The sequence below is a fragment of the Paraburkholderia caledonica NBRC 102488 genome, assembly GCF_000685095.1.
GTDB lineage: Bacteria > Pseudomonadota > Gammaproteobacteria > Burkholderiales > Burkholderiaceae > Paraburkholderia > Paraburkholderia caledonica.
Genome location: NZ_BAYE01000004.1, coordinates 176418 through 202609 on the forward strand (window position 1 = coordinate 176418; position 26192 = coordinate 202609).

Consider the following 26192-nt stretch of genomic DNA (forward strand, 5'->3'; position numbering starts at 1 on the left):
CGCTGCCGCCCGATTCAAGTTGATGATAAAAAAAGCGCGATCACCACAGGTGACCGCGCTTTTTTTACGCCCTGCCCAACGCGCTTGTACTGCGCGGCCTGGACTCTCGAACGACACCTTTACAGGGGAGTCAACGCCGAGAGCCGCGTGCGGTTCGAAGTCGTCGCCAACGTCTTGGGCACCGGTGACAATTCGCTGTCCAGCAGCCGCGACAGCGGCTCGGCGCCGTCAAAAGCTTCAGGCGGCATGGACGAATCCGCCGCTTCGAATGACGCCTGCGACGCCGGCCGCCCGACGCCGTCTTTGATCCACTGTTCGCCGAGCAAGCTGTTCGGCGTCTGGCTGAAATGCTCGACCAGGTGATCGATGAACGTGCGCACCTTCGCGGGCAAGTGACGGCGGCTCGGATAGGCGATATTGATCTCGACTTGCGGCAGACGGTAATCGCCGAGCAAGCGCACCAGCCTGCCGCGCGTCATGTCGCGGCCGATCAGATAACTCGGCAGAATCGCGATGCCCATGCCGAGCAGCGCAAACTGACGCAGCATCTCCGTATTGTTTGCCACGATCACGTTCGACGGACGCACCCGTACTTCACCTTCCGGGCCCGTAAACACGCGCTCGTCGCCCCAATATTCTGACGGCAGGCTCAGGCACGGATGCTCCAGTAAGTGCTCGGGGCGCGTGGGCGTGCCGTGTTTTTCCAGATACGCAGGCGTTGCGCACACGGTCATGCAGCCCGTGGTCAGACGCCGCGTGACAATGCTCGCGCTGCGCATTTGCCGGGCAATGACGACACCTACGTCAAAGCCTTCTTCCACCAGATCGACCTGACGGTCCACCAGCGTCACGTCGGGAATGACCTTCGGATAGCGTTCCGCGTACGTCTGCAGCACTGGAGCCAGATTGTGCAAGCCGAACACGACCGGCGCGACGATCCTCAAGGTGCCGACGGGTTCGTGATTTCGCGCGACCACCATCTGCTCGACGTCTTCAAGTTCGTCGAGAATCTGGCGCGCGCGCTCGAGATAAACCTGACCGGACTCGGTCAGGGACAAGCTGCGAGTTGTTCTGTTGAGCAGCCGCGTGCCGAGACGCCCCTCCAGGTCGGCAACGTGACGGGTGGCAACTGCGTTGGAAATATCCATCGCGCTCGCGGCGCGGGCAAAACTGCCGAGATCCGCCACCTTGACGAAAACTCGCATCGACTGCAAATGGTCCATATGACAACTCCTGCCGTGTTACGGCTTCCTGACAATTGGTGATAACCAGTGGAAGCGAACTAGGGATTCTCCTACGACTCGCGCAATCGTGCAGAAGTTGCCCGCAAAAGCGGAAATTTTGTCGATTTTCGTGCGACTGTGCGCCCTAATGTGGGGCGTGGATGCCGATTGTTCCGCAAATAGAAACAAACGTGCTGCGGCGCAGCTTGGGACAGGCCGTTGTGCGAATAGACACGACTTGGCTGCGGTCGGGGTGTACGTACCGGCGATTCGCGCGCAACGCGGCCAAGAAACTAAAAAGCCGCCCGAAGGCGGCTTCTAATCGGTAGTGACCACTCACATGGCTAGGCGGCCAGCTTGCTTTCCAACTGGCTCTTAGCTTGCGTCAGCGCGGACGGCAAGCCTTGCTGCAACGTGTCGAAGAGTTCGGCATGGAGCGCGAGTTCAGCGCGCCAAGCTGCGTCGTCGACGGAGATCACCTGCTCGAACTGCTCGCGGCTAAAGTCCAGACCGCTCCAGTCGACGTCCTCGTACCGCGGCGACGTGCCAAACGCATGCTCTTCGCCCTGCGAGGTGCCCTCGATGCGGCCGACCATCCAGCCAAGCACGCGCATGTTTTCGCCGAAGCCCGGCCACACGAACTTGCCGTCGGCACCCTTGCGGAACCAGTTGACGCAGAAGATTTTCGGCAGCTTCGCGTTCATCTGCTGCAAGCGCTCGCCTGTCTTCAGCCAATGGCCGAAGTACTCGCTCATGTTATAGCCGCAGAACGGCAGCATCGCGAACGGATCGCGCCGCACGACGCCCTGCTGCCCGGCGGCTGCGGCGGTGGTCTCAGAGCCCATGGTCGCCGCCATGTAGACACCCTCGACCCAGTTGCGCGCCTCCGTGACGAGCGGCACTGTGGTCGACCGGCGGCCACCGAAGATGAACGCGTCGATCGGCACGCCCGCCGGGTTTTCCCAGTCCGCGTCGATCGAGGGACATTGCGAGGCCGGCGCTGTGAAACGCGCATTGGGATGCGCCGCCTTGCGCCCGCTCTCCTGCGCGCTCGCCGGCGTCCAGTCTTTGCCTTGCCAGTCGATCAGGTGCGCGGGCGGTTCGTCGGTCATGCCTTCCCACCAGACGTCGCCGTCGTCGGTGAGCGCCACGTTGGTGAAAATCACGTTTTCCTTCAACGTGGCCATTGCGTTGAAGTTGGTCTTCTCACTCGTGCCGGGGGCCACGCCGAAGTAGCCTGCCTCCGGATTGATTGCGTACAGGCGGCCGTCCTTGCCCGGCTTGATCCACGCGATATCGTCGCCGATGGTGGAAATCCTCCAGCCGTTCAGCCCTTCTGGCGGAATCAGCATCGCGAAGTTGGTCTTGCCGCACGCCGACGGAAACGCCGCCGCCACGTGATGTTTGCGTCCCTCGGGTGAAGTCACGCCGAGAATCAGCATATGCTCGGCAAGCCAGCCTTCGTCGCGGCCCATTGTCGATGCAATGCGCAGCGCAAAGCACTTCTTGCCCAGCAACGCGTTGCCGCCGTAGCCGGAGCCATAGCTCCAGATTTCGCGCGTCTCGGGAAAATGGACGATGTACTTGGTCGGGTTGCACGGCCAGGGCACGTCTTTCGCGCCTGCCTCGAGCGGCGCCCCCACCGAATGCACGCACGGCACGAACTCGCCGTCTTCGCCAAGCACGTCGTACACCTTGCGGCCCATGCGCGTCATGATGCGCATGTTGGTGACAACATACGGGCTGTCGCTCAATTCGACGCCGATATGCGCGATCGGCGAACCCAGCGGGCCCATGGAGAACGGAACCACGTACATGGTGCGGCCACGCATCGCGCCGTCGAACAGGCCGTCGAGCGTTTCGCGCATTTCTTGCGGCGCGACCCAGTTGTTAGTCGGTCCCGCGTCTTCCGGACGTTGCGCGCAAATAAACGTGCGATCTTCGACACGCGCGACGTCGGAGGGATCGGACCATGCGAGATATGAGTTGGGACGTTTGGCGGGATTGAGCTTTCTGAGCGTGCCGGCATCGACCATCTGTGCGCACAGCCGGTCATACTCTTCCTGCGATCCGTCGCACCAGACGATGTTGTCCGGCTTGGTCATAGCGGCAACGCGCTGGACCCAGTCGATCAGTTTTCGATGTTTGACCCACGCAGGCACTTCTACTGACGCTTTGACTGTGGGTTGTCCTTCGAATGATGGATGATTCATCGACTTGTCTCCGTTTGTAGTGAATAGGAAAACGGTACAAGCCCGACGATGCTGCATGCGAGAGGCATTTAATTGGTTGCGCCAGTTCTACGAACCGACGCGCAATTGCGCAGGTCATCACGGGCTTCAACACAGTCTGTTGCGCCGATACGCGCTGGACAGGCGTTGCAACCGTCTGTAAAGCGGCTTGCCTCAACACGCAACAAACTGTTAAAAACGATGTCAATCGGCCTTGCCGTCACGCTGTCGTTCTATGCGGCAGCTTCTACGGTAAGGCAATCAGCCAGACCGCCATGTGACCTGGGTCACATGATGGGACAGTCAGCATAACATTCCGTTCCGCACCAACCTGGTGCGACGCAAGACACATACCATGAAGATTGCCATCCTCGACGATTATCAGGACGCCGTTCGCAAGCTCGACTGCTTTCAATTGCTGGCCGACCATGAGGTCAAAGTTTTCAATAACACCGTCCGCGGACTCGGCCAACTGGCGAGCCGTCTCTCGGAGGTCGACGCGCTTGTCCTGATTCGGGAACGCACTCGCATCAGCTCACAACTCCTCGATAAATTGCCTCGTTTGCGCATGATCAGCCAGACGGGCAAGGTGTCCAATCACATCGATCTCGGCGCTTGTACGGAGCGCGGTATTGCCGTGCTGGAAGGCAGCGGCTCACCGATTGCGCCCGCGGAACTCACGTGGGCTCTCATCATGGCGGCGCAGCGGCGCATTCCGCAATACGTGGCAAACCTTAAGCAAGGAGCCTGGCAGCAGTCGGGGCTCAAGACCTCGGCACTGCCGCCGAATTTTGGATTGGGTCAGGTGTTGCGCGGTCAGACGCTCGGCATATGGGGCTACGGCAAGATCGGGCGGCTCGTTGCCGGCTACGGCAAGGCGTTCGGCATGAACGTGTTGATCTGGGGCCGCGAGCATTCGCGCGAAGCCGCTCGCGAGGATGGTTATGGCGTGGCCGAGAGCCGCGAAGCGCTGTTCGAGCAGAGCGACGTGCTGTCGCTGCATCTTCGTTTGCACGATGACACGCGCGGCATCGTCAAGCAGGAAGATCTGATGCGCATGAAGCCGACCGCGTTGCTCGTGAATACGAGCCGCGCCGAACTGCTCGACGAGAGCGCGCTGGTCAATGCGCTTTCGCACAACCGTCCGGGCATGGTCGCAATCGACGTGTATGAAAGCGAGCCGATTTTGCAAGGCTACAGCCTGCTGCGCATGGAGAACGTGATTTGCACGCCGCACATCGGCTATGTCGAGCGCGAGAGCTACGAGCTTTACTTCAGCGCGGCGTTCCGGAACATCCTGGCTTTCGACGCCGGCGACACCGCCAGCGTGGCAAATCCCGAAGCATTGCAGGGCGGACGCCGGCGTTAAGCGGCGATTTCCAGCAGATCGGGCATGCGCTGGAGAAACGTCTCGCCGTCAGCGCGGCCGAGGTTGTATGCATGCACCATCTGCGAAGGACTCGTGTAGTCCCAACTCGAAATGGGCACTTTGCGCGAGGGCTGCACGTAAAGCCGTTGTTGCGGGCCGTAAGGCACGACGAACATCTGCGGCCGCGGATAGAGACGCGTGACCATTACGAGTACGTTGCCGGGCGCGTCGGCGTCGAGCGCACCGACGGGCACGTTGTCGACCATTCCGCCGTCGAGCACCGGGCGGCCATTGCGCCGCAAGACCGGTGTGAAAGGCGGCGTGCTCGACGACTGGAGGATCAGGTCCGCAAGATCTTCGACGGTCGCGCAATCTTGCGCTCGCACGAATTCTGGATGAAAACCAAGCGTCTGACCCAGCGTAGGGTGCAGCGTCTTGCGCACGTATTTTTCGATGTTGTACGCGATCAGGCCGGCCGCCACCGCGCTGCGCGCACCCAACCAGCGCGGCAGATGCGAAACACCGATGCGAATTTCCGGCGCTTGCGCGAGTGATGAAAACTTCTCACCGTAAATGTCGAGCAGCGCCTGACGGTAGATGCGGTAATGCGGAAACACCGACTCGCCGCGCAGCAGGTTGCCCCAATAGGCATTGCGTGAATTGTGACGTAGCGCGTCTTCGTAGTAGCGCATGACCCACTGTGAGTCGCGCGTGTAGAGCATGCACGCGGTCGCGGCGCCAGCCGAAATGCCGGCGATCACGCGTGGACGGATGCGCAACTCCGGTTGCACGACGTCCCAGAAACCCGCCTGCCACCAGCAACGATTGCCGCCGCCCGCGAACACAACCTGGTCGAACATCCAGATTTCCTCTAATGCTGTCTGGCGCGCGGTTTATGCGAGCAACGCGTAAGTCGTGGTTGCGTGAACGGCCATGTTGCCGGTCTCGTCCAGCAGCTCGACTTCGCCGAACACGAGATTGCGGCCGAGACGCAGCACGCGGGCGGTGATCAGCACGTCCCCGTTGCGCACAGCACGCATGAAGCTGATGTTGAGCGACACGGTTGTCATCGGTTTGAAGCCGCCGAGCGCGGCCGAAATGGCGACGATCATCGCCGTGTCGGCCGCCGCCATGAACACCTGCCCGCAGATGACGCCACCTGAATGACGCAACTCGCCTGAAAAAGGCAGACGAAGTGTTGCGCTGTCCGCGTCGACCTTCACAGGAGTCAGCGTCAGCGAACGGACCCAGGGCGCGAGGACGCGGTCGAGCAATTCGGTGATCTCTTTGTCATCCATGGCAATTCCCCGTTGAAAGCCGCGCTGCGCAGAAGCGGCGAGCGTCCGCGACATGATACCGGGACGCCGGAGGTGGCGCGTTCTCGCGGGCGCCCGTTTTTGTGAGCGCCTACTCTACTGGAACGAAGCGGTATTTTTAAGAAATCTGCTAAAGGGGGCTTGGCAATGGATGGAACATGCTGCATAATTTCGCTTCTGTTGGGGCGTTAGCTCAGTTGGTAGAGCAGCGGACTCTTAATCCGTAGGTCGAGTGTTCGAGTCACTCACGCCCCACCAAAGAATTTGAAAGGCCGGTTTAGCGAAAGCTAAACCGGCCTTTTTCGTTTGCTGAAGCGCGCCGGAGAGATCGCGGTAGCACCTTGCACCTCTCTGTCCAAAGCTCGGAAAGCAGGACCTTTCCCGGCCAGCGCCGCCACCGCATCGTCGCTCCCAACGCCGCAACCCAATTGGCTCGCACAAAAATTCCACATGCATAACGAATTATTGCGAACAATTATCATCCGTGTAATGATACTGATTCTCATTTGAGAATAAGACGATGGGTCCATCACGTTCTGGGGCAGGCAGCCGCCTGGCGGTGCCGCACGGGCGCTGGCATCCGTCGAGTCAGAAAAATAGCGACAACGACAGGGTTATCGATGTTCCGAAACACGCCTCTCGCGGCGGCCGTTCTGGTCGCGTTCGCGACGCCGCTCTACGCTCAATCGACCGCAACGCCCGCGAGCGGCGCCCAACCCGGGTCGCCCGCCTCCGCGTCGAGCGCAAGCGCGGAAAGCGCCACATTGCCCACCGTCAAAGTAACGGGCCAAAACAATGGGTCCGCGGACTTCGCGGCTGACGTCTCCAGCGTCGGCGCAAAAGTGCCGACCGCGCTGCGCGACATTCCGCAAGCCGTGGTAGTGGTGCCGAAGGCCGTGCTGCAATCGCAGGCAGCTAGTTCGTTCACCGACGCGCTACGCAACGTGCCGGGCATCACGATCGGTGCCGCTGAAGGCGGGCAGATCGGCAACAACATCAACCTGCGCGGCTTTTCGGCTCGCACCGACATCTACCTCGACGGCTTCCGCGATCGTGGCCAGTACTATCGCGACACGTTCAACCTCGAATCGATCGACGTGCTGTACGGCCCGTCGTCCTTGTACTTCGGGCGAGGCTCCACGGGCGGCGTCATCAATCAGGTCAGCAAGCAACCGACGCTCAAACCCCGCGCCGATGTGTCCCTGCAGGCCGGCACACACGACCGCTACCGCACGACGGTCGACCTGGACACGCCGATCACCTCGACGTCCGCTTTCCGGATCAACGCGTTCGGCCAAAGCCTGGGCTCGTCGCGCGACGTGATGAAGAGCAAGGACTACGGCGTCGCACCCGAAGTGAAATTCGGCATCGGCACGCCGACGGAAATCACGCTGTCCGCGCTGATCCAGCACAACCGGGATCAGCCCGACTACGGCATCCCGGCGCTCAACGGTCATCCCGCGCCGGTGAATCGCGGCACCTTCTACGGCTTCACCGACGATCGCACGATCCAGGACGTGCAGACGCTGAACGCCCGCATCGAACACCGCTTCAACGACAACCTCAAGCTGCGCAACCAGACACAGTTCAGTCACTACAGCACGGAAGCGCGCGCGACGAACGCGGCGTCGGTGCTGACAGGTCCGCTGCCCACCTCGACGGCGTTGACCAACGGCAACTACACGACGATCGATCCGTCGCGGCTGTTCGTGAAGCTGCAGGGCAAGGACCGCAACATCAACGACCACTCGGTCTACAACTCGACCGACGTCGAGGCCAAGTTCAACACCGGCTTCATCAAGCACGATGTCGTCGCGGGCGTCGATCTGAGCCACGAGACGTACAGTAACCAGAGTTTCGCCACCACCGCGCCGGGCCTGCCGTCGAACACGATCGCTATCGTGCCGCTCGTCGATCCGACTTATACGACGCGCCCGTCGAACGCAAAAACCGTCGCGACAAACCTCGCGGAGTCGAGCGCGAACAGCGTCGGCATCTACGCGAACGACACGGTGTCCATCGGCGAACATTGGAAGATCGTGGGCGGCCTTCGCTGGGACCGCTACGAAGCGTCGATTCACAACTCGATCAATGCGCCTTCGTACGCCACGCAAACAAACTACTTCACGAGCGTTCGCGGCGGCGTGATCTGGCAGCCGGCCGACTGGCAGTCCTACTACGTGTCGTACGGTACGTCGTTTAATCCGTCGCTCGAAGCGCTCACACTCACGAACAACACGCAGAGCCTGCCGCCCGAGCACAACAAGTCGTATGAGGTCGGCGCGAAGTGGGATCTGCTGGGCGGCGGCCTGTCCGTCACCCAATCGCTCTTCAACATCGAGAAGACGAACGCGCGCACGCTGAATGCCGACGGCAGTTACACGCTCGACGGCGACGTCCGAGTGCGTGGCTATCAGCTTGGCCTCGCGGGCCACATCACCGACAAGTGGCAAGTGTTCGGCGGTTACACGTACATGGACGCGACGATCCTGAAGGCGCTAGACGGCACGACCGGCAACACGCCAGCGAACACGCCGCGCAACATGCTGACGTTGTGGACGACGTATGCATTCACTCCGCATTGGGAAATCGGCGGCGGCCCGATCTACACATCGTCGCGTTATGCCGCGAACAACAACTTCGTGAAGGTCGGCGGCTACACGCGTTGGGATGCAATGGCCGCGTATCACGCGAAAAAGTACGACGTCCAGTTCAACGTGCTGAATCTCACGGACAAGAACTACTACGACGCGCTGATTCCGTCGGACGGCGGACGCGCGGTGCCAGGCAACGGCCGCACGTTCCTCGCGACGTTAAACTACCGGTTCTTCTGATCGCCGGAACGAGCGACCAACGTCACTCACGCCGCGCGCTGTCCCGCTCCGTCAGGCAGCGGGACAGCGCGCGGTTTCGCAGGAAAGTCCAACCATGATTGTCTCGATACCTGACGTATTCAGCCCCGCCGACGCCGCCGCGATGCGCGCGCATCTCGAAGCGTCGACGGACGCGTGGGTGGACGGCCGCGCGACGGCCGGCTATCAGGGCGCGCCAGTCAAGCGTAACCAGCAGATCGCGGAATGCTCGCCGATTGCGCTGGAAATGGGCGACCGGATCATCGCGGCGCTCGAGCGGCATCCGCTCTTCATCAGCGCGGTGCTGCCGAACAAGGTCTATCCGCCGCTGTTCAACCGCTATGAAGGCGGTATGCATTTCGGCAGCCATGTGGACGGCGCCATTCGTCTCGTGCCCGGCAGCGGCGCGCGCGTACGCACGGACGTCTCGGTCACGCTCTTCCTCACGCCTCCGGACGAATACGACGGCGGCGAACTGCTGATCGAAGACACCTTTGGCGTACAGGAAGTGAAGTTGCCCGCCGGTCATGCGATCGTCTATCCCGGCACCAGTCTGCACCAGGTGCGGCCCGTCACGCGCGGCGCGCGCGTGTCGAGCTTCTTCTGGGCGCAAAGCCTCGTGCGCGACGATACGCAGCGCGCGATGCTGTTCGACATGGACGGCGCGATCCAGCGTCTGAACGCGTCGAACGCGGATGATGCCGCGCGTCGCACGCTAGTCGGGTGTTATCACAACCTGCTGCGCATGTGGAGCGATACGTAAATTCGGGTTAAACGGCGTATTTGCCCTGCAAGCTGGCTAGAGCGGCGCGCATTTTTGTCCTACGCTTTAAGCGCGACGCGTAGCGCATCGGTTATTTCGGCTTCGCAGCATCCAGCGAAAAATTCTGCATTCGCTGCGCTCGCATGGTCCTCCCGCGCAAATAGAGTCCAACCGGCAGGAGGCAGATGTGAGACAAGCAATTGCCTGATGGAACGGTCAGGCAGCCCGGGGACCGCCTCCTCGACGAGCGGCATCGGTGCCCGGCGCACCCTCATGGAGGATGACGATGTCGATTCGACTTGGAGAAGAAGCCCCCGATTTCACTGCCGAAACCACCGAAGGCACGATTCATTTCCACGAATGGATCGGCGACCATTGGGTGATTCTGTTTTCGCATCCCAAGGATTTCACGCCGGTATGCACCACTGAGCTTGGCTATATGGCCGGCCTCAAACCCGAATTCGACAAGCGCAATACGAAGATCATCGGTCTGAGCGTCGACCCGGTCAGCGATCACCAGAACTGGGTGAAGGACATCGAAGAGACGCAGGGCCACGCGGTCAACTACCCGCTGATCGGCGATGCGGACCTGAACGTCGCGAAGCTCTACGACATGATCCACCCGAACGCGAGCGGCGGCACGCGCACCGCAGCCGACAACGCAACGGTACGCTCGGTGTTCATCATCGGACCGGACAAGAAGGTCAAGGCGATGCTGGTGTATCCAATGAGCGCAGGGCGCAACTTCGACGAAGTGCTGCGTCTGCTCGATTCGCTGCAGCTGAACGCAAAGCATACGGTGGCGACGCCCGTGAACTGGAAACCCGGAGACGATGTGATCATTCCGACATCCGTCTCGAACGATGACGCAATGAAGAAGTACCCCGAAGGATTCAAGACCGTGAAGCCTTATCTGCGGTTCGTCACACAGCCGCAGTAATTTTGCCGTGCAATGAACCGGGCGCATTGCATGCGCCCGGTCTTTTTCGAAGATGCGGGCCACGGAGCAAAATCGTGTTGATCTTCCGGCAGCTATTCGACCAGCAATCGTCGACGTACACCTATCTTCTTGCCGACAGCGCAACGCGCGAGGCCATCCTCATCGATCCGGTTTTCGAGCAGGTGCGCCGCGATGCCGCGCTTATCGAGGAACTCGGGTTGCGTCTGCTGTACACGATCGACACGCACGTGCATGCCGATCACGTGACGGGCGCGTGGCTGCTCAAACGGCGCGCAGGTAGCCAGATTGCGATATCGGCTGCGAGCGGCGCGCAAGGCGCCGACCGCTATCTGAACCATGGCGAGCAATGCATGTTCGGCTCGCGCCATCTGGAAGTTCGCGCAACGCCCGGTCACACAAATGGCTGCATCAGCCTCGCGCTCGACGACGGCAGCATGATGTTCACTGGCGATTGCCTTTTGATAAGGGGCACGGGCCGCACCGATTTCCAGCACGGCGACGCACACTCAATGTTCCGCTCAGTCCAGAACCAGATATTCATTCAGCCGGACACGTGCCTGCTTTACCCTGCCCACGACTATCGCGGCTTAACGGTCACGAGTGTCGGCGAAGAGCGGCGATTCAATCCGCGCCTCGGCGGTGAGCTATGCGAAGACGATTTTGTCGGGTACGTGACGAACCTGCGTCTGCCGCATCCGAAGCAGATCGACATCGCGGTACCCGCAAACCTCAAATGCGGCGTCGCTACGAACGACCCGACGCAGACCGCCGAACCGGAGTGGGCGCCGCTCGCCTACACCTTTGCGGGCATCTGGGAAATCAGTCCGCAATGGCTCGAGGACAACCTCCGCTCTGTGCAGATCGTCGACGTGCGCGAGCCGGATGAATTCAACGGGCCACTCGGCCGCATTCCCGCGGCCCAGCTCATTTCCCTTGGCGACCTGGCCGCGCGTGCGAGTGAGCTCAAGAAAGAGCGTCCGATCGTTGCGGTCTGCCGTGCCGGCGGCCGTTCTGCGCAAGCCACGGTGATACTGCGGCAAGCAGGATTCAACGACGTTGCCAATCTCGCCGGCGGCATGCTGCGTTGGCGCGCGGAAGGCCGCGTCGTCGAAAACGCCGCGATGTAGCGTTAGAAAGGCCACGAACCAGCGCACCGAGCGCCGCGCGAAAGCAATTTCCTTCAATACACCTTGCCTCGCCGCCGATACCGTGAAGCCGCGTCAATCCCGCGCATTCACGTATCGAGGCACCCAATGTCCGCTTTGCTGTCCATGGCCGCGTTCGCGCTGGCTTCGTCCATTTCGCCTGGGCCCGTCAATGTCGTCGCGCTGAGCGCCGGCGCACAGCACGGATTCGCCGCGAGCCTGCGCCACGTCAGCGGCGCGACCGTCGGCTTCACGTTGCTGCTTCTGCTCATCGGCTTGGGACTGCATGAACTGCTCGTGCATTTCCCCGATCTCATCAGCATCGTCAAATGGGCCGGGGTCGCGTTTCTGCTCTACATGGCCTGCAAACTGGCACTCGACGACGGCCAGCTCGGCGCCGACAAGCTCTCACGCGGCCCCTCGTTCGCGTATGGCGCGGCGCTGCAATGGCTCAATCCAAAAGCATGGCTCGCTTCGCTGGCCGGCATGGGCGCGTATGCAGCCCAAGGCGACGGTGCACTCGTCTGGCAATTCACCGCGATCTATTTCGTGATCTGCTATGTATCCATAGCAAGCTGGGCTTATGCGGGTACTTGCTTGCGCAGATACTTGCAGGCACCGAAGCGTGTCAGGCTATTCAACCGGATCCTCGCCGCGTTGCTCGCCGCGAGCGCGCTTTACCTGCTTACGACATAACGCGCCTGGCACCGGCGGCCTTAGCTGCGATATTGCCCCGGCGTCGCCGCGACCAGCCGCTTGAAGGTGCGCTGCAAATGCGCCTGATCGGCGAAGCCCGCATCGAGCGCGACGTCTGCGATCAGACGGCCACGCCTCAGTTGCGAGCGGCTGTATTGAATCCGGCGATTGATCAGATATGCGTGCGGCGTCATGCCGTAGCGCTGTTTGAATGCGCGAATCAGATGCGATGCCGACAAGCCTGCCGCATTACAAATGTCCGCGAGTTTCAGCGCACTTCTGCAGTTTTCAGCAATGAATTCCGCCGCTCGCGCAAGCTGCCGGCCCGCATCGTCGTCGGAAAGAGGTGCGGGATTTAAGCGGTGTTGTACTTCGGAGAAAAACGCAATCGCCGCGCTTTGCTTGCGCAGCAGATCCGTCTCGGTGTCGACGAGAATCGCATGCAGCCCGTTCAGTGCATTGAACAGCGCCGTATCTGTCGTCATGATTTGCGAGAACGCACGAAACGCGTGGTTTTCGCTGAAGCCCAGTTCGTGCTGCAGCCCAGTGAGCCAGGCAACGTCGACGTGAAGCATGCGATACGACCAGCACTCGTCTGCAACGGGATTGCACGCGTGAACGTCGTCGGGATTCATCAGGACAACCGCACCCGCCCCGGTCCATTCGCGCGCGTGGCGATTCACGTACAGGCTGCGTCCGCCTGTGACCGCGCCGATGGAGAACGTTTCATGAGAGTGCCTGGCGTAGCAGATCTCGCGGCCGTCCTCGATGGAACGTGCCTCGATGTACGGCAACGCCTCGCTACGCCAGAAACGCGGCTCGCTGGCGCGCCTCGCGTGACTGATCGCCTCTGTCGTTCCGCTCATTCGTGCGCCTCCGGCTTTTACGTGGACCTCGCAGAAGCGGCAGCCGCAGCGAGGCCACTTATCCTAGCCGTCAAACGCTCAGTCAACAAGCGGACTCAGGCGGGACTCGAAACGCCAGCCGCTAGCCAGGAAGTTGAGCCGTGAGCCGTCGTGAACCGTTACTTCGCCGAGATGTCGATATCGCCCAGGTATTTCGCCGCGAGCGTTTTGACGGTGCCGTCGGCCTGCACCTTTGCAATCGCCGAGTTCAGCCGCTCGCGCAGCGCCGTGTCGCCTTTTCGGACGCCGTATGCAATACCGCTACCCAGAATCTTGTCGTCGCGCACCGGCTGACCGACGAACGCATAGTCCTTGCCATTGGGCTTCGACAGAAAGCCCGTATGGCCCGCGGGCGCCAGCACGAGCGTTGCGTCGAGACGTCCCGCAACGAGGTCCGTGTACACCTGGTTCTGATCCTGATACGGGACGACGGTAACGCCAGCCGGTTCCCAATGCGCCTTCGCGAACGTCTCCTGAATCGACGCCTGCAACACCCCCACGCGTTTGCCTTTCAACGATTCGGGCGTGGGCAGCAGGCCGCTGTCGCGCTTTGCGATCAGTTGCGTCGGCACGCGATAGACAACCGTAGTGAAATCGATCGTCTGACGGCGCTGGTCCGTCGCGTTCATCGCCGAATTGATCGCATCGAATTTGCGGCCTTGCAGCGCCGGAATCAGACCGTCGAACGACGTCTCGACCCACTTGCACGTCATATGCGCAGCGACGCACACAGCATTGCCGACGTCGATATCGAGACCTTGCAGTTCGCCGTTAGGACCTTTGGATTCGAACGGCGGATACTGCGCTTCGAGCCCGAAACGCAGCGTCGATGTATCGGCGGCAACGGCAGCAGACGAGGCCGCCACCGATGCGAATGCGCAGGCCAGCGCCAAAAGAGGCTTGAGCAGTTTCATAGCAGGTCCCTTCTCTTCAGTTTCGTTGTAGTGCAAGCACGCTTCGTGTGGATGTAATACGGCGCGAAGATCATACTGCGCTCAAAATACACCGCCGACGCGGCCGATGTGCAGGCAGTTTCAGATCTCGCACAAACGGCGCGCGCCTTCAATCAGCGTAGCGTCGTCTTTCGAAAAGCTCAGGCGAATCAGGCCCGAATCGGTGCCGTCGCTGTAGAACGCGGACAGCGGAATCGTCGCGACGCGCGCATCGCGAATCAGGCGTAACACGAAATCGCTATCGCTTTCATCGGAGAATCCGCGAAAACGCGCGAGCATAAAGAAGCTACCCTCGCTCGGCAACAACTCGAAGCGCGATTCGGAAAGCGCATGCGCGAGCAGATCGCGCTTTTGCTGATAGAACGCGGACAAGCCGAGGTAACTCTCGCGGTTGGACAACGCGTCGACAAAAGCGTACTGCATCGGTGTATCGGCGGAAAACACCATGAACTGATGCACTTTGCGGATCTCGTTCATCAGCTCGGCGGGGGCGAGGCAATAACCTACGCGCCAGCCGGTGACGTGATACGACTTGCCAAACGATGACACGATGACGCTGCGTTCCGCCAATTCACTATGGCACGCCATGCTCTGATGTTTAGCGCCGTCGAAAACTACGTGTTCGTAGACCTCGTCGGCGAGAATCACAATGTCCGTGTTGCGCGTAATAGCCTTCAATCGCGCGACGTCGGCTTCGCTGAACACGGTCGCGGTTGGATTGTGCGGCGTGTTGATGATGATCATGCGAGTCTTCGGCGTGATCGCGGCAGCGACCTCGTCCCAGTTCACACGAAAATCGCTCTGCGACAGTTTGATCGGCACGGGCGTCGCGCCTTGCAGCCGAACGATCGGACCATAGCTGTCGAACGAAGGCTCGAAGTAAATCACCTCGTCGCCTGGGTGCACCAACGCACTGATCGTCGAATAAAGGCCTTCGCTCGCGCTCGCGATCACCGTCACCTCGCTCGCCGGGTCGTAGCGCACGCCGTAGAGCGTTTGCACTTTGTCGGCGAGCGCTTCGCGTAACGCCGCGATGCCGGCCATCGGCGCATATTGGTTATGGCCGTCGCGCATCGCCTGCGCGACGCCGTCTACCAGCTTCGCGTCCGGCGCGAAGTTCGGCGCGCCCTGCGACAGGTTCAGCGCATCGTGTTGTGCGGCCAGTTGACCGATTACTGTGAAGATTGTCGTGCCAACGTCTGGCAATTTCGAGCGGGCTTGCGTAGCGCTCTGCATAAGGCTTCTCCCTGTCTCCATCCGGCGGCGGACTGGCGGGCGAGGATCGCGCGGCCGAACAATCCAGTCGAGTGCCGGTTGAGTGATTAGGCATCAGCCAAAGAACCGTCACAATCGAAACTTTGTCATGCGCGGCATGCGTTTATGTCATGGCATGCGCGAGGGCGCGCGAGCCCTCGGAAACGGCCGCACAGGATGTTCGACGGGAGAAAGACACACCTACCGCCGAAGACGAACGTCCGGGAGGTATGACCGGAGGTGATGCACTAGCAGGCGCGAGCGCAGCGTAGAAAGCGGCCAGCGCGACAAGGGGTTCGGCCGATGCGCCGCAGCAATGGTCGCGGCGAGAGCGGTCAGCATAGCTATGCCGACGCGCCGCCCTCGCCGCTTCGCCGCCGAATCAGGCGTCGTCCATCAAGCGGACCTTGACCTTCTTGCCCTTCACCTTGCCCGCGCTCAGCTTGCGCACGGCGTCTCGCGCAACGCTGCGTTCGACCGCTACATACGTCGACATCTCGGTCACGTTGATCTTGCCGATCTGCGAGCCGGCGAAACCCGCCTCGCCGGTCAGCGCGCCGAGAACGTCGCCGGGGCGGATTTTTTCCTTACGGCCGCCGAGAATCTGCAGCGTTTCCATCGGCGGCAATAGCGGCTCGTTGCTGGCCGCGGTCAGTTCAGACAGCTTATGCCATTCGACTTCGCGCTTTTGCGCCTGCTCGAGACTGCCGACGCGCCCCATCTCGTTCATGCTCGCGAGGCTCAACGCCCAGCCCTCCTGATCGGCGCGCCCGGTGCGGCCAATACGATGCACATGCACCTCCGGATCGGGCGTTACGTCTACGTTGATTACTGCCTCCAGTTGCGCGATGTCGAGGCCACGCGCAGCGACGTCGGTCGCGACCAGCACCGAGCAGCTGCGGTTCGCGAACTGGATCAGCACCTGATCGCGTTCGCGCTGATCGAGTTCGCCATGCAGCGCGAGCGCATGAAAACCCTGGGCGCGCAGAACGTCCAGCAGATCGCGGCATTGCTGCTTGGTATTACAGAAAGCCAGTGTGCTCACCGGACGATAGTGGTTCAGCAACAGGCCGACGGCATGCAGACGTTCGTCTTCGGTCACTTCATAGAAGCGTTGACGGATCTTCGTATTGTCGTGCCGCTCGGCGAGCTTCACTTCCTTCGGATTTCGCAGGAATTGCTGACTGAGCTTGACGATGCCTTCAGGGTAGGTCGCCGAGAACAGTAGCGTCTGCCGCTCTTTCGGGCATTGCTTGACGACTGTTGCGATGTCGTCGAAGAAACCCATGTCGAGCATGCGGTCCGCTTCGTCCAGCACGAGGGTGTTTAGCGACTGCAAAGGCAGGCTGCCGCGCTCGAGGTGATCCATGATGCGGCCCGGCGTGCCGACGACGATATGCGCGCCGTGTTCGAGGCTTGCGGTTTGCGGACGCATTGGCGTGCCGCCGCACAAGGTCAGCACCTTGATGTTTTCTTCCGCGCGCGCGAGACGGCGAATTTCCTGCGTGACCTGATCGGCGAGTTCGCGCGTCGGACATAGCACCATGGCCTGCACGGCGAAGTTGCGCACATCCAGACGCGCGAGCAGCGCCAGTGAAAACGCCGCGGTCTTGCCGCTGCCGGTTTTCGCCTGCGCGATCAGATCGTGGCCGGCGAGCGCGATCGGCAAGCTCGCGGCCTGAATCGGCGTCATCTCGACGTAGCCGAGTTGCGTGAGATTCACGAGCGCGGCGGGCGGCAGTGGCAACTGACTGAACGGAGCGCCGGCGGTGGTGGGACTATTCATAAGATGGTGACTCGTTATCGGCTTGAGGCCTGGGACTATTCGGCGACAGGGCCGGGAAAGGGGCGGCCTTCCATCTGCTCGTACAGCACCGAGCCGTCGTCCCCTTCGAAGCGCTCGACATAATTACGCGCGCCGCACATCGGGCAACGGAACAGCAGACCTTGTCCCTCGTTCTTGATGACGACGTCTGACTGATCCCACTGTGCGCCGCAGGACTGATTTCTACATGTGAACACGTTGCTTCTCCAACTGGATTCGATTATTGATTCGACTGGACGCATCAACCGAGATGGGTGTGCCGCGCCCGTGGCGCGCTCACGTCCATGTCGGTGAGACCTTGAACAATGCCGCAGTCTTCGACGGCCTGTTCGCCGTGGCATTGCTCACGCAGCGTGCGCAGTTGCGCCTTGAGTTGCTGCAGTTCGTCGATGCGCGTATCGACGTGGGCAATATGCTCGTCGATCAGATCATTGATGCCGCCGCAGCCGTGACCCGGCGCGTCGGTGAGACGCAGCAGCGCGCGGATTTCGTCGTGGGTCATGTCGAGCGCGCGGCAGTTGCGAATGAAGCGCAGCCGCTCGACATGCCTCGCGGTATAGCTTCGGTAATTGGCCTCCGTGCGCTCCGCTTCGGGCAACAGCCCTTCCTTCTCGTAGAAACGGATGGTTTCGGTCGTGCAATGGGCGATTTTCGCCAATTCGCCGATTTTCATGGACCCTCCCGAGACCGGCCTTGACCTTGTAGTGGCTTCAAGGTGTTTACTAGACCACAAATCGAACGAGGAAGCCACCATGCCGCACGCTCACGAGGCGCATGCCGGAACTGCCACACAGCGCGACGCCTGCGCCCACAACCACGAAGTGCATCGACATGACCATGCGGATGCAGGCTGTTGCGGCGCGTCGGCTCATGCGCCCGCGCAGTTGGAGGGACAGTTGCGGCCGTCCGAAGCGATTGGCGACGACGTGCGCACCGCGATCCGCATCATGCAAATGGATTGCCCGACCGAAGAAGCGCTGATCCGCAAGAAATTCAGTCGCATGCCGGACGTGCGCAGCATCGAGTTCAATCTCATGCAGCGCGTACTGACCGTCGTGCACGCGCACGGCGCGCTCGACTCGATTCTCGCCGCGCTTCGTTCGCTCGACTTCACGCCAGAAATCGCGGGCCCGGATTCACCGTCTTCGCAGCAAGGCGCTAAACAGCTCACTCAACCGGCCGCGCCTCGACAGCCGAAGCCTTGGTGGCCGCTTGCTTTCGCGGGTGTCGCTGCGGCAGCTTCAGAGGCCGCAGGCTGGCTCGGCGCGCCCGCATGGATGGCAGCAAGCCTTGCGATCATCGCGATCGCTTCCTGCGGCCTGACGACGTACCGCAAGGGCTGGCTCGCCATTCGCCACGGCAACCTGAACATCAACGCGCTGATGAGCATTGCGGTGACCGGCGCGTTGATCCTGCGCCAATGGCCTGAAGCGGCGATGGTGATGGTGCTCTTCACCGTCGCCGAACTGATCGAAGCGAAGTCGCTCGACCGCGCCCGCAATGCAATCCAGGGGCTGATGCAACTCACGCCGGAACAGGCGAGCGTGCAGCAACCGGACGGCACGTGGCGCCTCATCGATCTCAACGCGATCGCGCCCGGCGCGCTGGTTCGCGTGAGGCCGGGCGAGCGGATTGCGCTCGACGGAGAGATCGTTGCAGGGCGTTCTAGCGTGGATCAGGCGCCCATCACGGGAGAAAGTCTGCCAGTGGACAAGGCCGCCGGAGATGCCGTGTTCGCAGGCACCGTCAACCAGACCGGCTCGTTCGACTACCGCGTGACGGCGGCGGCCAGCAACTCGACGCTTGCGCGCATCATTCACGCGGTTGAAGCAGCGCAAGGCACCAAAGCGCCCACACAACGTTTTGTCGATCAGTTCGCGCGCGTCTACACGCCATGTGTGTTCGCCGTTGCTCTATTGGTGGCGCTCGTGCCGCCGCTCTTTTTCGACGGATCGTGGCATGCGTGGATCTACAAGGCGCTGGTGATGCTGGTGATCGCGTGTCCGTGCGCGCTCGTGATTTCTACGCCGGTGACGATCGTCAGCGGCCTTGCAGCAGCCGCTCGCAAGGGCATTCTCATCAAGGGCGGCACTTTTCTGGAACAAGGGCGCAAGCTGACCCGCATGGCGTTCGACAAAACCGGCACGATCACGCACGGCAAACCGGTGCAAACCGATTTCGCGATGCTCGCCGATGCCGACGCCGACGCCGCACGTTGCCGTACGCTTGCCGCGAGTCTTGCGGCGCGCTCGGATCATCCTGTGTCGATGGCAATCGCTGCGGCGGCAAAGAACGACGGCGTGGGCAACGTCACTGTCGATTCGTTCGAAGCACTTCCGGGGCGCGGCGTGCGCGGCGAGATGAACGGCCTGACGTACTGGCTGGGCAATCATCGGCTTGCTGAAGAACTCGGGCGGTGCTCGCCTTCACTTGAAGCGCGGCTCGGCGCGCTCGAACGTCAAGGCAAAACGGTGGTGTTGTTAAGCGACGCCAGACGCGTCCTCGCGCTGTTCGCCGTAGCGGATACGGTGAAGGAGACCAGTTCCGCCGCTATTGCCGAGTTGCACCGCGTGGGCGTCGCCACGGCCATGCTCACCGGCGACAACCCGCATACCGCTGCTGCAATCGCTGAGCAAGTGGGTATCGACGAAGTGCGCGGCAATCAGTTGCCGCAAGACAAACTGGACGCAATCGCGCAGTGGTCGGCCGACGGCGCGAAAATAGGCATGGTAGGCGACGGCATCAACGACGCGCCCGCGCTTGCACGCGCCGACATTGGCTTTGCGATGGGCGCGATGGGAACCGGTACGGCCATCGAAACCGCCGATGTCGCGTTGATGGACGACGACCTGCGCAAGATCCCGCTCTTCATCCGCCTGTCCAAAGCGACGCACGGCGTGCTGGTGCAGAACATCGCGCTCGCGCTCGGCATCAAGAGCGTGTTCCTCGTGTTGACCGTGATGGGTCTCGGCACCATGTGGATGGCAGTCTTCGCCGATGTTGGCGCGAGTCTGCTTGTAGTGGCCAACGGCCTGCGCTTGCTGCGCAAATAGCAATGCGCAACGCGTCACGCTGTGAGTCAACTAGTGCGCAGACGAACGGCTGCTCGCGACGGATTTAACGCCAATCGCAGCCTTCAACGTATCCGAGGGCCGCATGCCGAAGAGCTTGCGGTAATCGGTTGCAAACTGGCTCATGTGCCAGAAGCCCCAAGCGGCCGCCACGTCCTGCACCGAGCGGCAGTCCCGCGACGCATTGCACAGATCGCGGCGCGCGCCGTTCAGGCGGATTGCTCGCACATACGTTGCCGGCGCCATACCGAGCACATCCTGAAAGCAGTATTGCAGCGTGCGCCGGCTCACATGCAGACGTTCGCAAAGCTCCGGCACACCGACCGCGCGATCGCGATTGGCGAGCACATAATCGCGCGCGTCAGAGACGATCGACTGACGGCGCGCACGCGCCGGCATTGCCGTCGGTTCACAAGAAGCCGGCAATGCGCCAGCGTCGAACAGCTCCGCCAGCACCGACGCCTGCAAGTTCTCCCGCGCGGCCGACGGCAACGGCGCAGCGCTCGCCGCACCATGCGCGAGAAGCTCGCGCAGCAAAGCGCACATACGCTCCTTGCGGGCCATGCCGATCGTCACGACCTCGGTATCCGGCAATGGCTCGACAAGACTCACGCGCTCCACGTCCGCCGCGTAGCGACGCAACATCTCTCCCTTCACGACCACACCGAAAATCTCGTAGCCTGCCGACGTCAGTAGTTCGAACTCGACGCCACCCGGACGAAAGGCGAGCGCGTCGCCGCCGATGATTTGCGCGTCGATGCGACCCGAGCCTGCGCGGCACGTCGGAATACCAAACCAGTACGCGTCTTTCTGCACTTCGCAGGTTTGCCTCAAGGTGTGGCTCGTCGTTTCGACAAATACCTGCATGTGATCGAGGCACAACTCCGTCAAGCCACCAACAAAGCTTCCCGCCGTCAACTGGTCGTACGTCTGGTGCCAGCCGTGAAGATTGCGCGCCTGTTCGTCCGCGTCGTGGGCGACACGGGTCTGAACGCAAAAGCTTGGCTGCGGCACGAGCGTGGAGCTTGTGGACACGGCGCTCGCCGGGTTGCTGCTGAGGGTTCCGATCGTCATGGCGAATCCGCGCAATGGAGTATCGAAGAGAAAAAACAAGGCAAGTCCCATGCCGATCGCACGCGCCTGCTTACTGCAGTGACCAGCTCGGCACGCGCCGCGCCGCTGTTCAATTCGTGAACAGCAACAACCGCGTTGATCAGAAACGACGCGCCACCCTCCGTCGATTCGAGGCAAAAACACGCACCCCGGTGCGCCGGTGCCTGCTGCGCGTGCACGGCTCACCAGCCGGGTGCATTGGCATAGATCTGGCTCTACGGTGACGCGGCCGACTTCAACGGATTGCAACCGAGCGCAACGTCGCGCCGGCTATTGCCCATTCAGACAATGTGAGGAGCACACAGATGAATCACGCGGAGATGCAGTTTCTGACGACCGAATTCCCCTTCAAGAAGCAATATGCGAACTTTATCGGCGGCGAATGGGTGAAGCCCGCGGGGGGCGAATACTTCGACAACGTCTCGCCGATAACAGGCGAGCCATTCACCTCGATCCCACGTTCGCGCGAGGCGGATATCGAACTCGCGCTCGACGCAGCGCACCGCGCTAAAGCGGCTTGGGGCAAAACCTCGACGACCGATCGCGCGAACATTCTGAACCGCATTGCGGACCGGATGGAAGCGAACTTGCAGCGTCTCGCCGTTGCTGAAACGATCGACAACGGCAAGCCGCTGCGCGAAACAATGGCCGCCGATATTCCGCTTGCCATCGACCATTTCCGCTATTTCGCCGGCGCGGTGCGTGCTCAGGAAGGTTCGATCTCCGAGATCGACGACGACACCGTTGCATATCATTTCCACGAACCGCTCGGCGTGGTAGGCCAGATCATCCCGTGGAATTTCCCGATCCTCATGGCCGTGTGGAAACTTGCGCCCGCGCTCGCGGCCGGCAACTGTGTCGTGCTCAAGCCGGCAGAGCAAACACCTGCGTCGATTCTTGTGCTGGTGGAGCTGATTCAGGATCTGCTGCCCGCCGGCGTGCTGAATGTGGTGAACGGCTTCGGTCTGGAAGCGGGCAAGCCACTGGCATCGAGCAAGCGCATCGCGAAGATCGCCTTTACCGGTGAGACCACGACCGGCCGCCTCATCATGCAATACGCGAGTCAGAACATCATTCCTGTCACGCTAGAACTCGGCGGCAAGAGCCCCAATATTTTCTTCGCCGACGTGATGAATCAGGACGACAGCTACTTCGACAAGGCACTCGAAGGCTTCGCGATGTTTGCGCTGAATCAGGGCGAAGTATGTACCTGTCCGTCGCGCGTGCTGATCGACGAAAAGATCTACGACAGTTTCATGGAGCGAGCATTGAAGCGCGTCGCGGCCATTACGCAAGGTCACCCGCTCGACACGCGGACGATGATTGGTGCGCAGGCTTCGCAGGAACAGTTGGAGAAGATTCTGTCTTATGTCGATCTCGGCAAGCAGGAGGGCGCCGAGTGTCTGATTGGCGGCGAGCGCAACACGTTGAGCGGTGAGTTGAGCAAAGGCTATTACGTGAAGCCGACCGTGTTTCGCGGTCACAACAAAATGCGCATCTTCCAGGAAGAGATCTTTGGGCCGGTTGTTTCAGTGACCACGTTCAAGACCGAAGATGAAGCACTCGAGATCGCCAACGATACGCTCTACGGTTTGGGCGCCGGTGTATGGACTCGCGACGGCACGCGCGCTTATCGCTTTGGCCGGCAGATCCAGGCGGGCCGGGTGTGGACCAATTGCTATCACGCGTATCCGGCGCACGCGGCGTTTGGCGGCTACAAGCAATCGGGCATCGGCCGGGAAAATCACAAGATGATGCTCGACCACTATCAGCAAACCAAGAACCTCCTCGTCAGCTATAGCGAGAAGCCGCTCGGTTTCTTCTAAGCGTTCGCGGCGAAGTGTTAATTACAGAGCGAGCCGCATTGTGCGGCTCGCTGTGTTTAAGCGAGGGTACGATGACCGAGGGAAAAGAAGTAGCGCGCGTAATTGCGACTCCTGCCGCTATCCAGTTGATCGACTCGTTGCGCGCGGAACATGGCGAGGTGCTGTTTCATCAATCCGGCGGATGCTGCGACGGCAGCGCACCGATGCTGTTTCCGCAGAGCGAATTCATGGTTGGCTCGTCCGACGTGAAACTCGGCACTTTGGCAGGCGTGCCGTTTTACATGAGCGATTCACAGTTCGAGTACTGGCAGCACACGCAGTTGATTATCGACGTGGTGCCGGGCAACGGTGGCATGTTCTCGCTGGAACGGCCAAGCGGTCTGCGCTTTCTGACGCGTTCCCGCTTGTTCGACGACGACGAGAATGCGTGGCTCGAAGCGCATCCCGTACAGCGTGTCGATGCGTGAGTCAGCCCGCAGCTGAGTTCGGGTTCGGGTTTGCGCTTGGTGCCACCTCTGCGCTGATTGCGGCTGTTGCCGGCGCGCCGGGCAGCGATGCGTCGCTATCGTCTTTCAGGCCCACGCCGGTGACGCCCAGGCGCCGTGCATGGGTAAGCAGATAAAGTAGTTTGTGCGCGGCAAGCGGATAATCGAGTCCTTCAGGGCGCACGTTTGAGATGCAATTGCGTTGTGCGTCGCTGCAGCCCACTTTCGGCGCGTATGTAATGTAGACGCCGAGACTATCCGGCGAGCTGAGACCCGGCCGCTCCCCGATCAGCATCACGACGATCTTTGCATTCAGCAACTCGCCGATCTCGTCACCGAGTGCAACGCGTGCCTGCCGCGCGACTACAACTGGACCGATCGCCCAATCCACGAGCTGCGGAGTGACGGCTTGCAACAACGGAACGGCTTGTTTCGACGCGGCAAACGCAGACAAGCCGTCGCCAATCACGAACGCTACATCGGGCGACTCGTCGGGTAATTGCGCGAGCGCTGCGCGACTCTCTTCGGATAAGCGCCGGCCAAGGTCGGGACGCCGCAAGTAGTGCTCGCGGTCGGGCGCAGCGCTGTGCACATCCAGCGTTCTGAAGTTCTGCGCACGCAGTTGCGCGTGCAATGCGTCTGTATCGAGCGGATGATGCACGGCGTCGCGCGCTTGCGCATGCGAAAGATTGAACGCGAGTAAAGGCGCAGTCGGCAGGCTGTTGCCTGCTCGACCCAATGCAATGCGCGCGTTGGTGAATTGGCGCAGTGCATTCCAGGGATTCTTGTCGACAGAGTCGCTCATTCGATACCCATCCAGTCGCGCACGCCTTCCAGCAACGGTTGTTGTGCCGACGCGCTCAACAAGGCGCCGCGCGCGTCGGCGATGTGCATCGACTCAAGCCATTCTTCAAACTCCGGTGCGCGGCGCAAGCCGAGAACATCGCGCACATAGAGTGCATCGTGGAAAGAAGTGCTCTGATAATTGAGCATCACATCGTCTGCGCCCGGAATGCCCATGATGAAATTGATGCCGGCCACGCCGAGCAACGTGAGCAGGTTGTCCATGTCGTCCTGGTCGGCTTCCGCATGATTCGTGTAGCAGATGTCGCAACCCATCGGCACGCCCAGCAGCTTGCCGCAAAAATGATCTTCGAGACCCGCGCGCGTAATCTGCTTGCCGTCGTACAGATATTCCGGGCCGATAAAACCGACCACGGTATTCACGAGAAACGGATTGAACTTGCGTGCAACCGCATAGGCGCGCACTTCACAAGTTTGTTGATCGACGCCGAAATGCGCGTCCGCCGACAACGCACTGCCCTGCCCCGTTTCGAAGTACATCAGGTTGTTGCCTACGGTACCGCGCTTTAGCGACAGCCCCGCTTCATACGCTTCCTGGAGCAGCGAAAGTGAGATTCCGAAACCGGCGTTCGCTTTTTCGGTGCCTGCAATCGACTGAAACACGAGGTCGACGGGTGCGCCTTTTTCGATGGCGGCGATCGTGTTGGTGACGTGCGTCAGCACGCACGATTGTGTCGGCACCTGATAGCGCTGCCGGAATTCATCGACCATCACCAGCAGTCTGGTGATCGCTGCAAGATTGTCGCTGGCCGGGTTGATGCCGATCATCGCATCGCCACAACCGTACATGAGGCCGTCGAGCATCGAGGCTGCGATGCCCTTCACGTCATCTGTCGGATGATTCGGTTGCAAACGCACCGACATGTGCCCCGGCAAGCCGACCGTGTTGCGAAAGCGCGTGATTACCGGACGCTTGCGCGCCGCTGCGATCAGGTCCTGATTGCGCATGAGCTTTGACACGGCCGCGACCATTTCAGGCGTGAGGCCGGCGGCGATGCGCGTGAGCGCATTGGCATTCGTCGTTGTGCTCAGGAGCCAGTTGCGAAAGTCGCCCACCGTCAGGTGCGAAATTTCGGCGAACGCCTGCGGCGAATGATCGTCGATGACGAGGCGCGTGACTTCGTCGCTTTCATACGGAATCAGCGCTTCGTTGAGGAACGTGCGTAGCGGCACTTCGGCGAGTGCCATCTTCGCGGCCACGCGCTCCTCTTCGCTCGCCGCCGCGACGCCTGCGAGTTGATCGCCGGAGCGTTGCGGGCTCGCCTTCGCCATGAGTGTCTTCAGATCGGCGAAGCGATAGGTACGGCTGCCGATTGTCTCCGTATAGCTCATTTTTACGA

Annotated in this window: 22 protein-coding genes and 1 tRNA gene; 10 read left to right on the forward strand and 13 right to left on the reverse strand. The window is 61.2% G+C overall.

Features of this window, described 5'->3' with window-relative positions:
- Positions 1 to 119 precede the first annotated feature (119 nt).
- Together BCA01S_RS10310 and BCA01S_RS10315 are read right to left on the reverse strand one after the other, a co-directional pair.
- On the reverse strand, positions 120 to 1223 hold the full coding sequence (locus tag BCA01S_RS10310) for a LysR family transcriptional regulator (RefSeq protein WP_027776823.1): 1104 nt from the start codon (positions 1221 to 1223) through the stop codon (positions 120 to 122).
- A gap of 344 nt (positions 1224 to 1567) precedes the next feature.
- Entirely contained in the window at positions 1568 to 3436 is a 1869-nt protein-coding gene (locus BCA01S_RS10315) for a phosphoenolpyruvate carboxykinase (GTP) (protein ID WP_027776824.1), read from the reverse strand.
- Positions 3437 to 3809: 373 nt separating this feature from the next.
- Between BCA01S_RS10315 and BCA01S_RS10320 the strand changes: the two genes are divergently transcribed.
- The gene (locus BCA01S_RS10320) at positions 3810 to 4823 is read left to right on the forward strand and encodes a D-2-hydroxyacid dehydrogenase family protein (protein ID WP_027776825.1); all 1014 of its coding nucleotides are present in this window, start codon (positions 3810 to 3812) and stop codon (positions 4821 to 4823) included.
- On the opposite strand, the gene BCA01S_RS10325 is transcribed toward BCA01S_RS10320, so the two are convergent.
- Entirely contained in the window at positions 4820 to 5683 is an 864-nt protein-coding gene (locus BCA01S_RS10325) for a patatin-like phospholipase family protein (RefSeq protein ID WP_027776826.1), read from the reverse strand. The genes BCA01S_RS10320 and BCA01S_RS10325 overlap by 4 nt on opposite strands.
- Before the next feature lie 33 nt (positions 5684 to 5716).
- Positions 5717 to 6121, reverse strand: a complete 405-nt coding sequence (locus BCA01S_RS10330; RefSeq protein WP_020067285.1) for a PaaI family thioesterase — start codon at positions 6119 to 6121, stop codon at positions 5717 to 5719.
- 200 nt (positions 6122 to 6321) lie between these two features.
- On the opposite strand from BCA01S_RS10330, the gene BCA01S_RS10335 reads away from it, so the two are divergent.
- The 6 genes from BCA01S_RS10335 to BCA01S_RS10360 all read left to right on the forward strand — a co-directional run bounded on the left by BCA01S_RS10335 (position 6322) and on the right by BCA01S_RS10360 (position 12556).
- Positions 6322 to 6397: transfer RNA gene (locus BCA01S_RS10335), tRNA-Lys, on the forward strand.
- 362 nt (positions 6398 to 6759) lie between these two features.
- Entirely contained in the window at positions 6760 to 8973 is a 2214-nt protein-coding gene (locus tag BCA01S_RS10340) for a TonB-dependent receptor (protein WP_027776827.1), read from the forward strand.
- Between the two features lie 94 nt (positions 8974 to 9067).
- Positions 9068 to 9754: a Fe2+-dependent dioxygenase gene (locus BCA01S_RS10345; protein ID WP_027776828.1), complete on the forward strand. Its 687-nt coding sequence runs from the start codon at positions 9068 to 9070 to the stop codon at positions 9752 to 9754.
- A gap of 286 nt (positions 9755 to 10040) precedes the next feature.
- Positions 10041 to 10694, forward strand: a complete 654-nt coding sequence (locus BCA01S_RS10350; RefSeq protein ID WP_027776829.1) for a peroxiredoxin — start codon at positions 10041 to 10043, stop codon at positions 10692 to 10694.
- Between the two features lie 77 nt (positions 10695 to 10771).
- Positions 10772 to 11842 (forward strand): MBL fold metallo-hydrolase, encoded by a 1071-nt coding sequence (locus tag BCA01S_RS10355; RefSeq protein ID WP_027776830.1) that lies wholly within the window; start codon positions 10772 to 10774, stop codon positions 11840 to 11842.
- A 126-nt stretch (positions 11843 to 11968) separates the two neighbouring features.
- Positions 11969 to 12556 (forward strand): LysE family translocator, encoded by a 588-nt coding sequence (locus BCA01S_RS10360; RefSeq protein WP_027776831.1) that lies wholly within the window; start codon positions 11969 to 11971, stop codon positions 12554 to 12556.
- Positions 12557 to 12576: 20 nt separating this feature from the next.
- Here the strand turns inward: BCA01S_RS10360 and BCA01S_RS10365 are convergent, their stop codons facing one another.
- The 6 genes from BCA01S_RS10365 to cadR all read right to left on the reverse strand — a co-directional run bounded on the left by BCA01S_RS10365 (position 12577) and on the right by cadR (position 18166).
- On the reverse strand, positions 12577 to 13422 hold the full coding sequence (locus BCA01S_RS10365) for an AraC family transcriptional regulator (protein WP_042318395.1): 846 nt from the start codon (positions 13420 to 13422) through the stop codon (positions 12577 to 12579).
- A gap of 158 nt (positions 13423 to 13580) precedes the next feature.
- On the reverse strand, positions 13581 to 14375 hold the full coding sequence (locus BCA01S_RS10370; RefSeq protein ID WP_027776833.1) for an ABC transporter substrate-binding protein: 795 nt from the start codon (positions 14373 to 14375) through the stop codon (positions 13581 to 13583).
- 120 nt (positions 14376 to 14495) lie between these two features.
- Positions 14496 to 15650, reverse strand: coding sequence for a pyridoxal phosphate-dependent aminotransferase (locus BCA01S_RS10375; protein ID WP_027776834.1), 1155 nt, complete (start codon positions 15648 to 15650; stop codon positions 14496 to 14498).
- Between the two features lie 400 nt (positions 15651 to 16050).
- Positions 16051 to 17454, reverse strand: coding sequence for an ATP-dependent RNA helicase DbpA (gene dbpA, locus BCA01S_RS10380; protein ID WP_027776835.1), 1404 nt, complete (start codon positions 17452 to 17454; stop codon positions 16051 to 16053).
- A gap of 35 nt (positions 17455 to 17489) precedes the next feature.
- A complete protein-coding gene (locus BCA01S_RS10385) occupies positions 17490 to 17690 on the reverse strand; it encodes a hypothetical protein (protein ID WP_020067328.1) in 201 nt (66 codons plus the stop codon).
- 44 nt (positions 17691 to 17734) lie between these two features.
- Positions 17735 to 18166 carry a Cd(II)/Pb(II)-responsive transcriptional regulator gene (gene cadR, locus BCA01S_RS10390; protein ID WP_027776836.1) on the reverse strand — a complete coding sequence of 144 codons (432 nt, stop codon included), beginning with the start codon at positions 18164 to 18166 and terminating at the stop codon, positions 17735 to 17737.
- Here cadR and BCA01S_RS10395 point away from each other — a divergent pair.
- Entirely contained in the window at positions 18165 to 20546 is a 2382-nt protein-coding gene (locus tag BCA01S_RS10395) for a heavy metal translocating P-type ATPase (protein WP_408257460.1), read from the forward strand. The genes cadR and BCA01S_RS10395 overlap by 2 nt on opposite strands.
- Before the next feature lie 30 nt (positions 20547 to 20576).
- Here BCA01S_RS10395 and BCA01S_RS10400 read toward each other — a convergent pair whose 3' ends face one another.
- The gene (locus tag BCA01S_RS10400; RefSeq protein ID WP_042318449.1) at positions 20577 to 21638 is read right to left on the reverse strand and encodes a helix-turn-helix domain-containing protein; all 1062 of its coding nucleotides are present in this window, start codon (positions 21636 to 21638) and stop codon (positions 20577 to 20579) included.
- A gap of 344 nt (positions 21639 to 21982) precedes the next feature.
- On the opposite strand from BCA01S_RS10400, the gene adh reads away from it, so the two are divergent.
- Positions 21983 to 23503 (forward strand): aldehyde dehydrogenase, encoded by a 1521-nt coding sequence (gene adh / locus BCA01S_RS10405; protein ID WP_027776839.1) that lies wholly within the window; start codon positions 21983 to 21985, stop codon positions 23501 to 23503.
- A gap of 71 nt (positions 23504 to 23574) precedes the next feature.
- Positions 23575 to 23970, forward strand: a complete 396-nt coding sequence (locus BCA01S_RS10410; protein ID WP_027776840.1) for a DUF779 domain-containing protein — start codon at positions 23575 to 23577, stop codon at positions 23968 to 23970.
- Between the two features lies 1 nt (position 23971).
- Here the strand turns inward: BCA01S_RS10410 and eutC are convergent, their stop codons facing one another.
- Positions 23972 to 24793, reverse strand: coding sequence for an ethanolamine ammonia-lyase subunit EutC (gene eutC, locus BCA01S_RS10415; protein ID WP_027776841.1), 822 nt, complete (start codon positions 24791 to 24793; stop codon positions 23972 to 23974).
- Positions 24790 to 26184 carry an ethanolamine ammonia-lyase subunit EutB gene (locus tag BCA01S_RS10420; RefSeq protein ID WP_027776842.1) on the reverse strand — a complete coding sequence of 465 codons (1395 nt, stop codon included), beginning with the start codon at positions 26182 to 26184 and terminating at the stop codon, positions 24790 to 24792. Before BCA01S_RS10420 ends, eutC begins: the two co-directional genes overlap by 4 nt.
- Positions 26185 to 26192: the final 8 nt, after the last annotated feature.

Excerpts from the sequence above, each read along its gene's own strand:
- BCA01S_RS10310 (WP_027776823.1), bottom strand. The coding sequence starts at position 1,223 with ATGGACCATTTGCAGTCGATGCGAGTTTTCGTCAAGGTGGCGGATCTC.
- BCA01S_RS10315 (WP_027776824.1), bottom strand. The coding sequence starts at position 3,436 with ATGAATCATCCATCATTCGAAGGACAACCCACAGTCAAAGCGTCAGTA.
- BCA01S_RS10320 (WP_027776825.1), top strand. The coding sequence starts at position 3,810 with ATGAAGATTGCCATCCTCGACGATTATCAGGACGCCGTTCGCAAGCTC.
- BCA01S_RS10325 (WP_027776826.1), bottom strand. The coding sequence starts at position 5,683 with ATGTTCGACCAGGTTGTGTTCGCGGGCGGCGGCAATCGTTGCTGGTGG.
- BCA01S_RS10330 (WP_020067285.1), bottom strand. The coding sequence starts at position 6,121 with ATGGATGACAAAGAGATCACCGAATTGCTCGACCGCGTCCTCGCGCCC.
- BCA01S_RS10340 (WP_027776827.1), top strand. The coding sequence starts at position 6,760 with ATGTTCCGAAACACGCCTCTCGCGGCGGCCGTTCTGGTCGCGTTCGCG.
- BCA01S_RS10345 (WP_027776828.1), top strand. The coding sequence starts at position 9,068 with ATGATTGTCTCGATACCTGACGTATTCAGCCCCGCCGACGCCGCCGCG.
- BCA01S_RS10350 (WP_027776829.1), top strand. The coding sequence starts at position 10,041 with ATGTCGATTCGACTTGGAGAAGAAGCCCCCGATTTCACTGCCGAAACC.
- BCA01S_RS10360 (WP_027776831.1), top strand. The coding sequence starts at position 11,969 with ATGTCCGCTTTGCTGTCCATGGCCGCGTTCGCGCTGGCTTCGTCCATT.
- BCA01S_RS10365 (WP_042318395.1), bottom strand. The coding sequence starts at position 13,422 with ATGAGCGGAACGACAGAGGCGATCAGTCACGCGAGGCGCGCCAGCGAG.
- BCA01S_RS10370 (WP_027776833.1), bottom strand. The coding sequence starts at position 14,375 with ATGAAACTGCTCAAGCCTCTTTTGGCGCTGGCCTGCGCATTCGCATCG.
- BCA01S_RS10375 (WP_027776834.1), bottom strand. The coding sequence starts at position 15,650 with ATGCAGAGCGCTACGCAAGCCCGCTCGAAATTGCCAGACGTTGGCACG.
- dbpA (WP_027776835.1), bottom strand. The coding sequence starts at position 17,454 with ATGAATAGTCCCACCACCGCCGGCGCTCCGTTCAGTCAGTTGCCACTG.
- BCA01S_RS10395 (WP_408257460.1), top strand. The coding sequence starts at position 18,165 with ATGGACCCTCCCGAGACCGGCCTTGACCTTGTAGTGGCTTCAAGGTGT.
- cadR (WP_027776836.1), bottom strand. The coding sequence starts at position 18,166 with ATGAAAATCGGCGAATTGGCGAAAATCGCCCATTGCACGACCGAAACC.
- BCA01S_RS10400 (WP_042318449.1), bottom strand. The coding sequence starts at position 21,638 with ATGACGATCGGAACCCTCAGCAGCAACCCGGCGAGCGCCGTGTCCACA.
- adh (WP_027776839.1), top strand. The coding sequence starts at position 21,983 with ATGAATCACGCGGAGATGCAGTTTCTGACGACCGAATTCCCCTTCAAG.
- BCA01S_RS10410 (WP_027776840.1), top strand. The coding sequence starts at position 23,575 with ATGACCGAGGGAAAAGAAGTAGCGCGCGTAATTGCGACTCCTGCCGCT.
- eutC (WP_027776841.1), bottom strand. The coding sequence starts at position 24,793 with ATGAGCGACTCTGTCGACAAGAATCCCTGGAATGCACTGCGCCAATTC.
- BCA01S_RS10420 (WP_027776842.1), bottom strand. The coding sequence starts at position 26,184 with ATGAGCTATACGGAGACAATCGGCAGCCGTACCTATCGCTTCGCCGAT.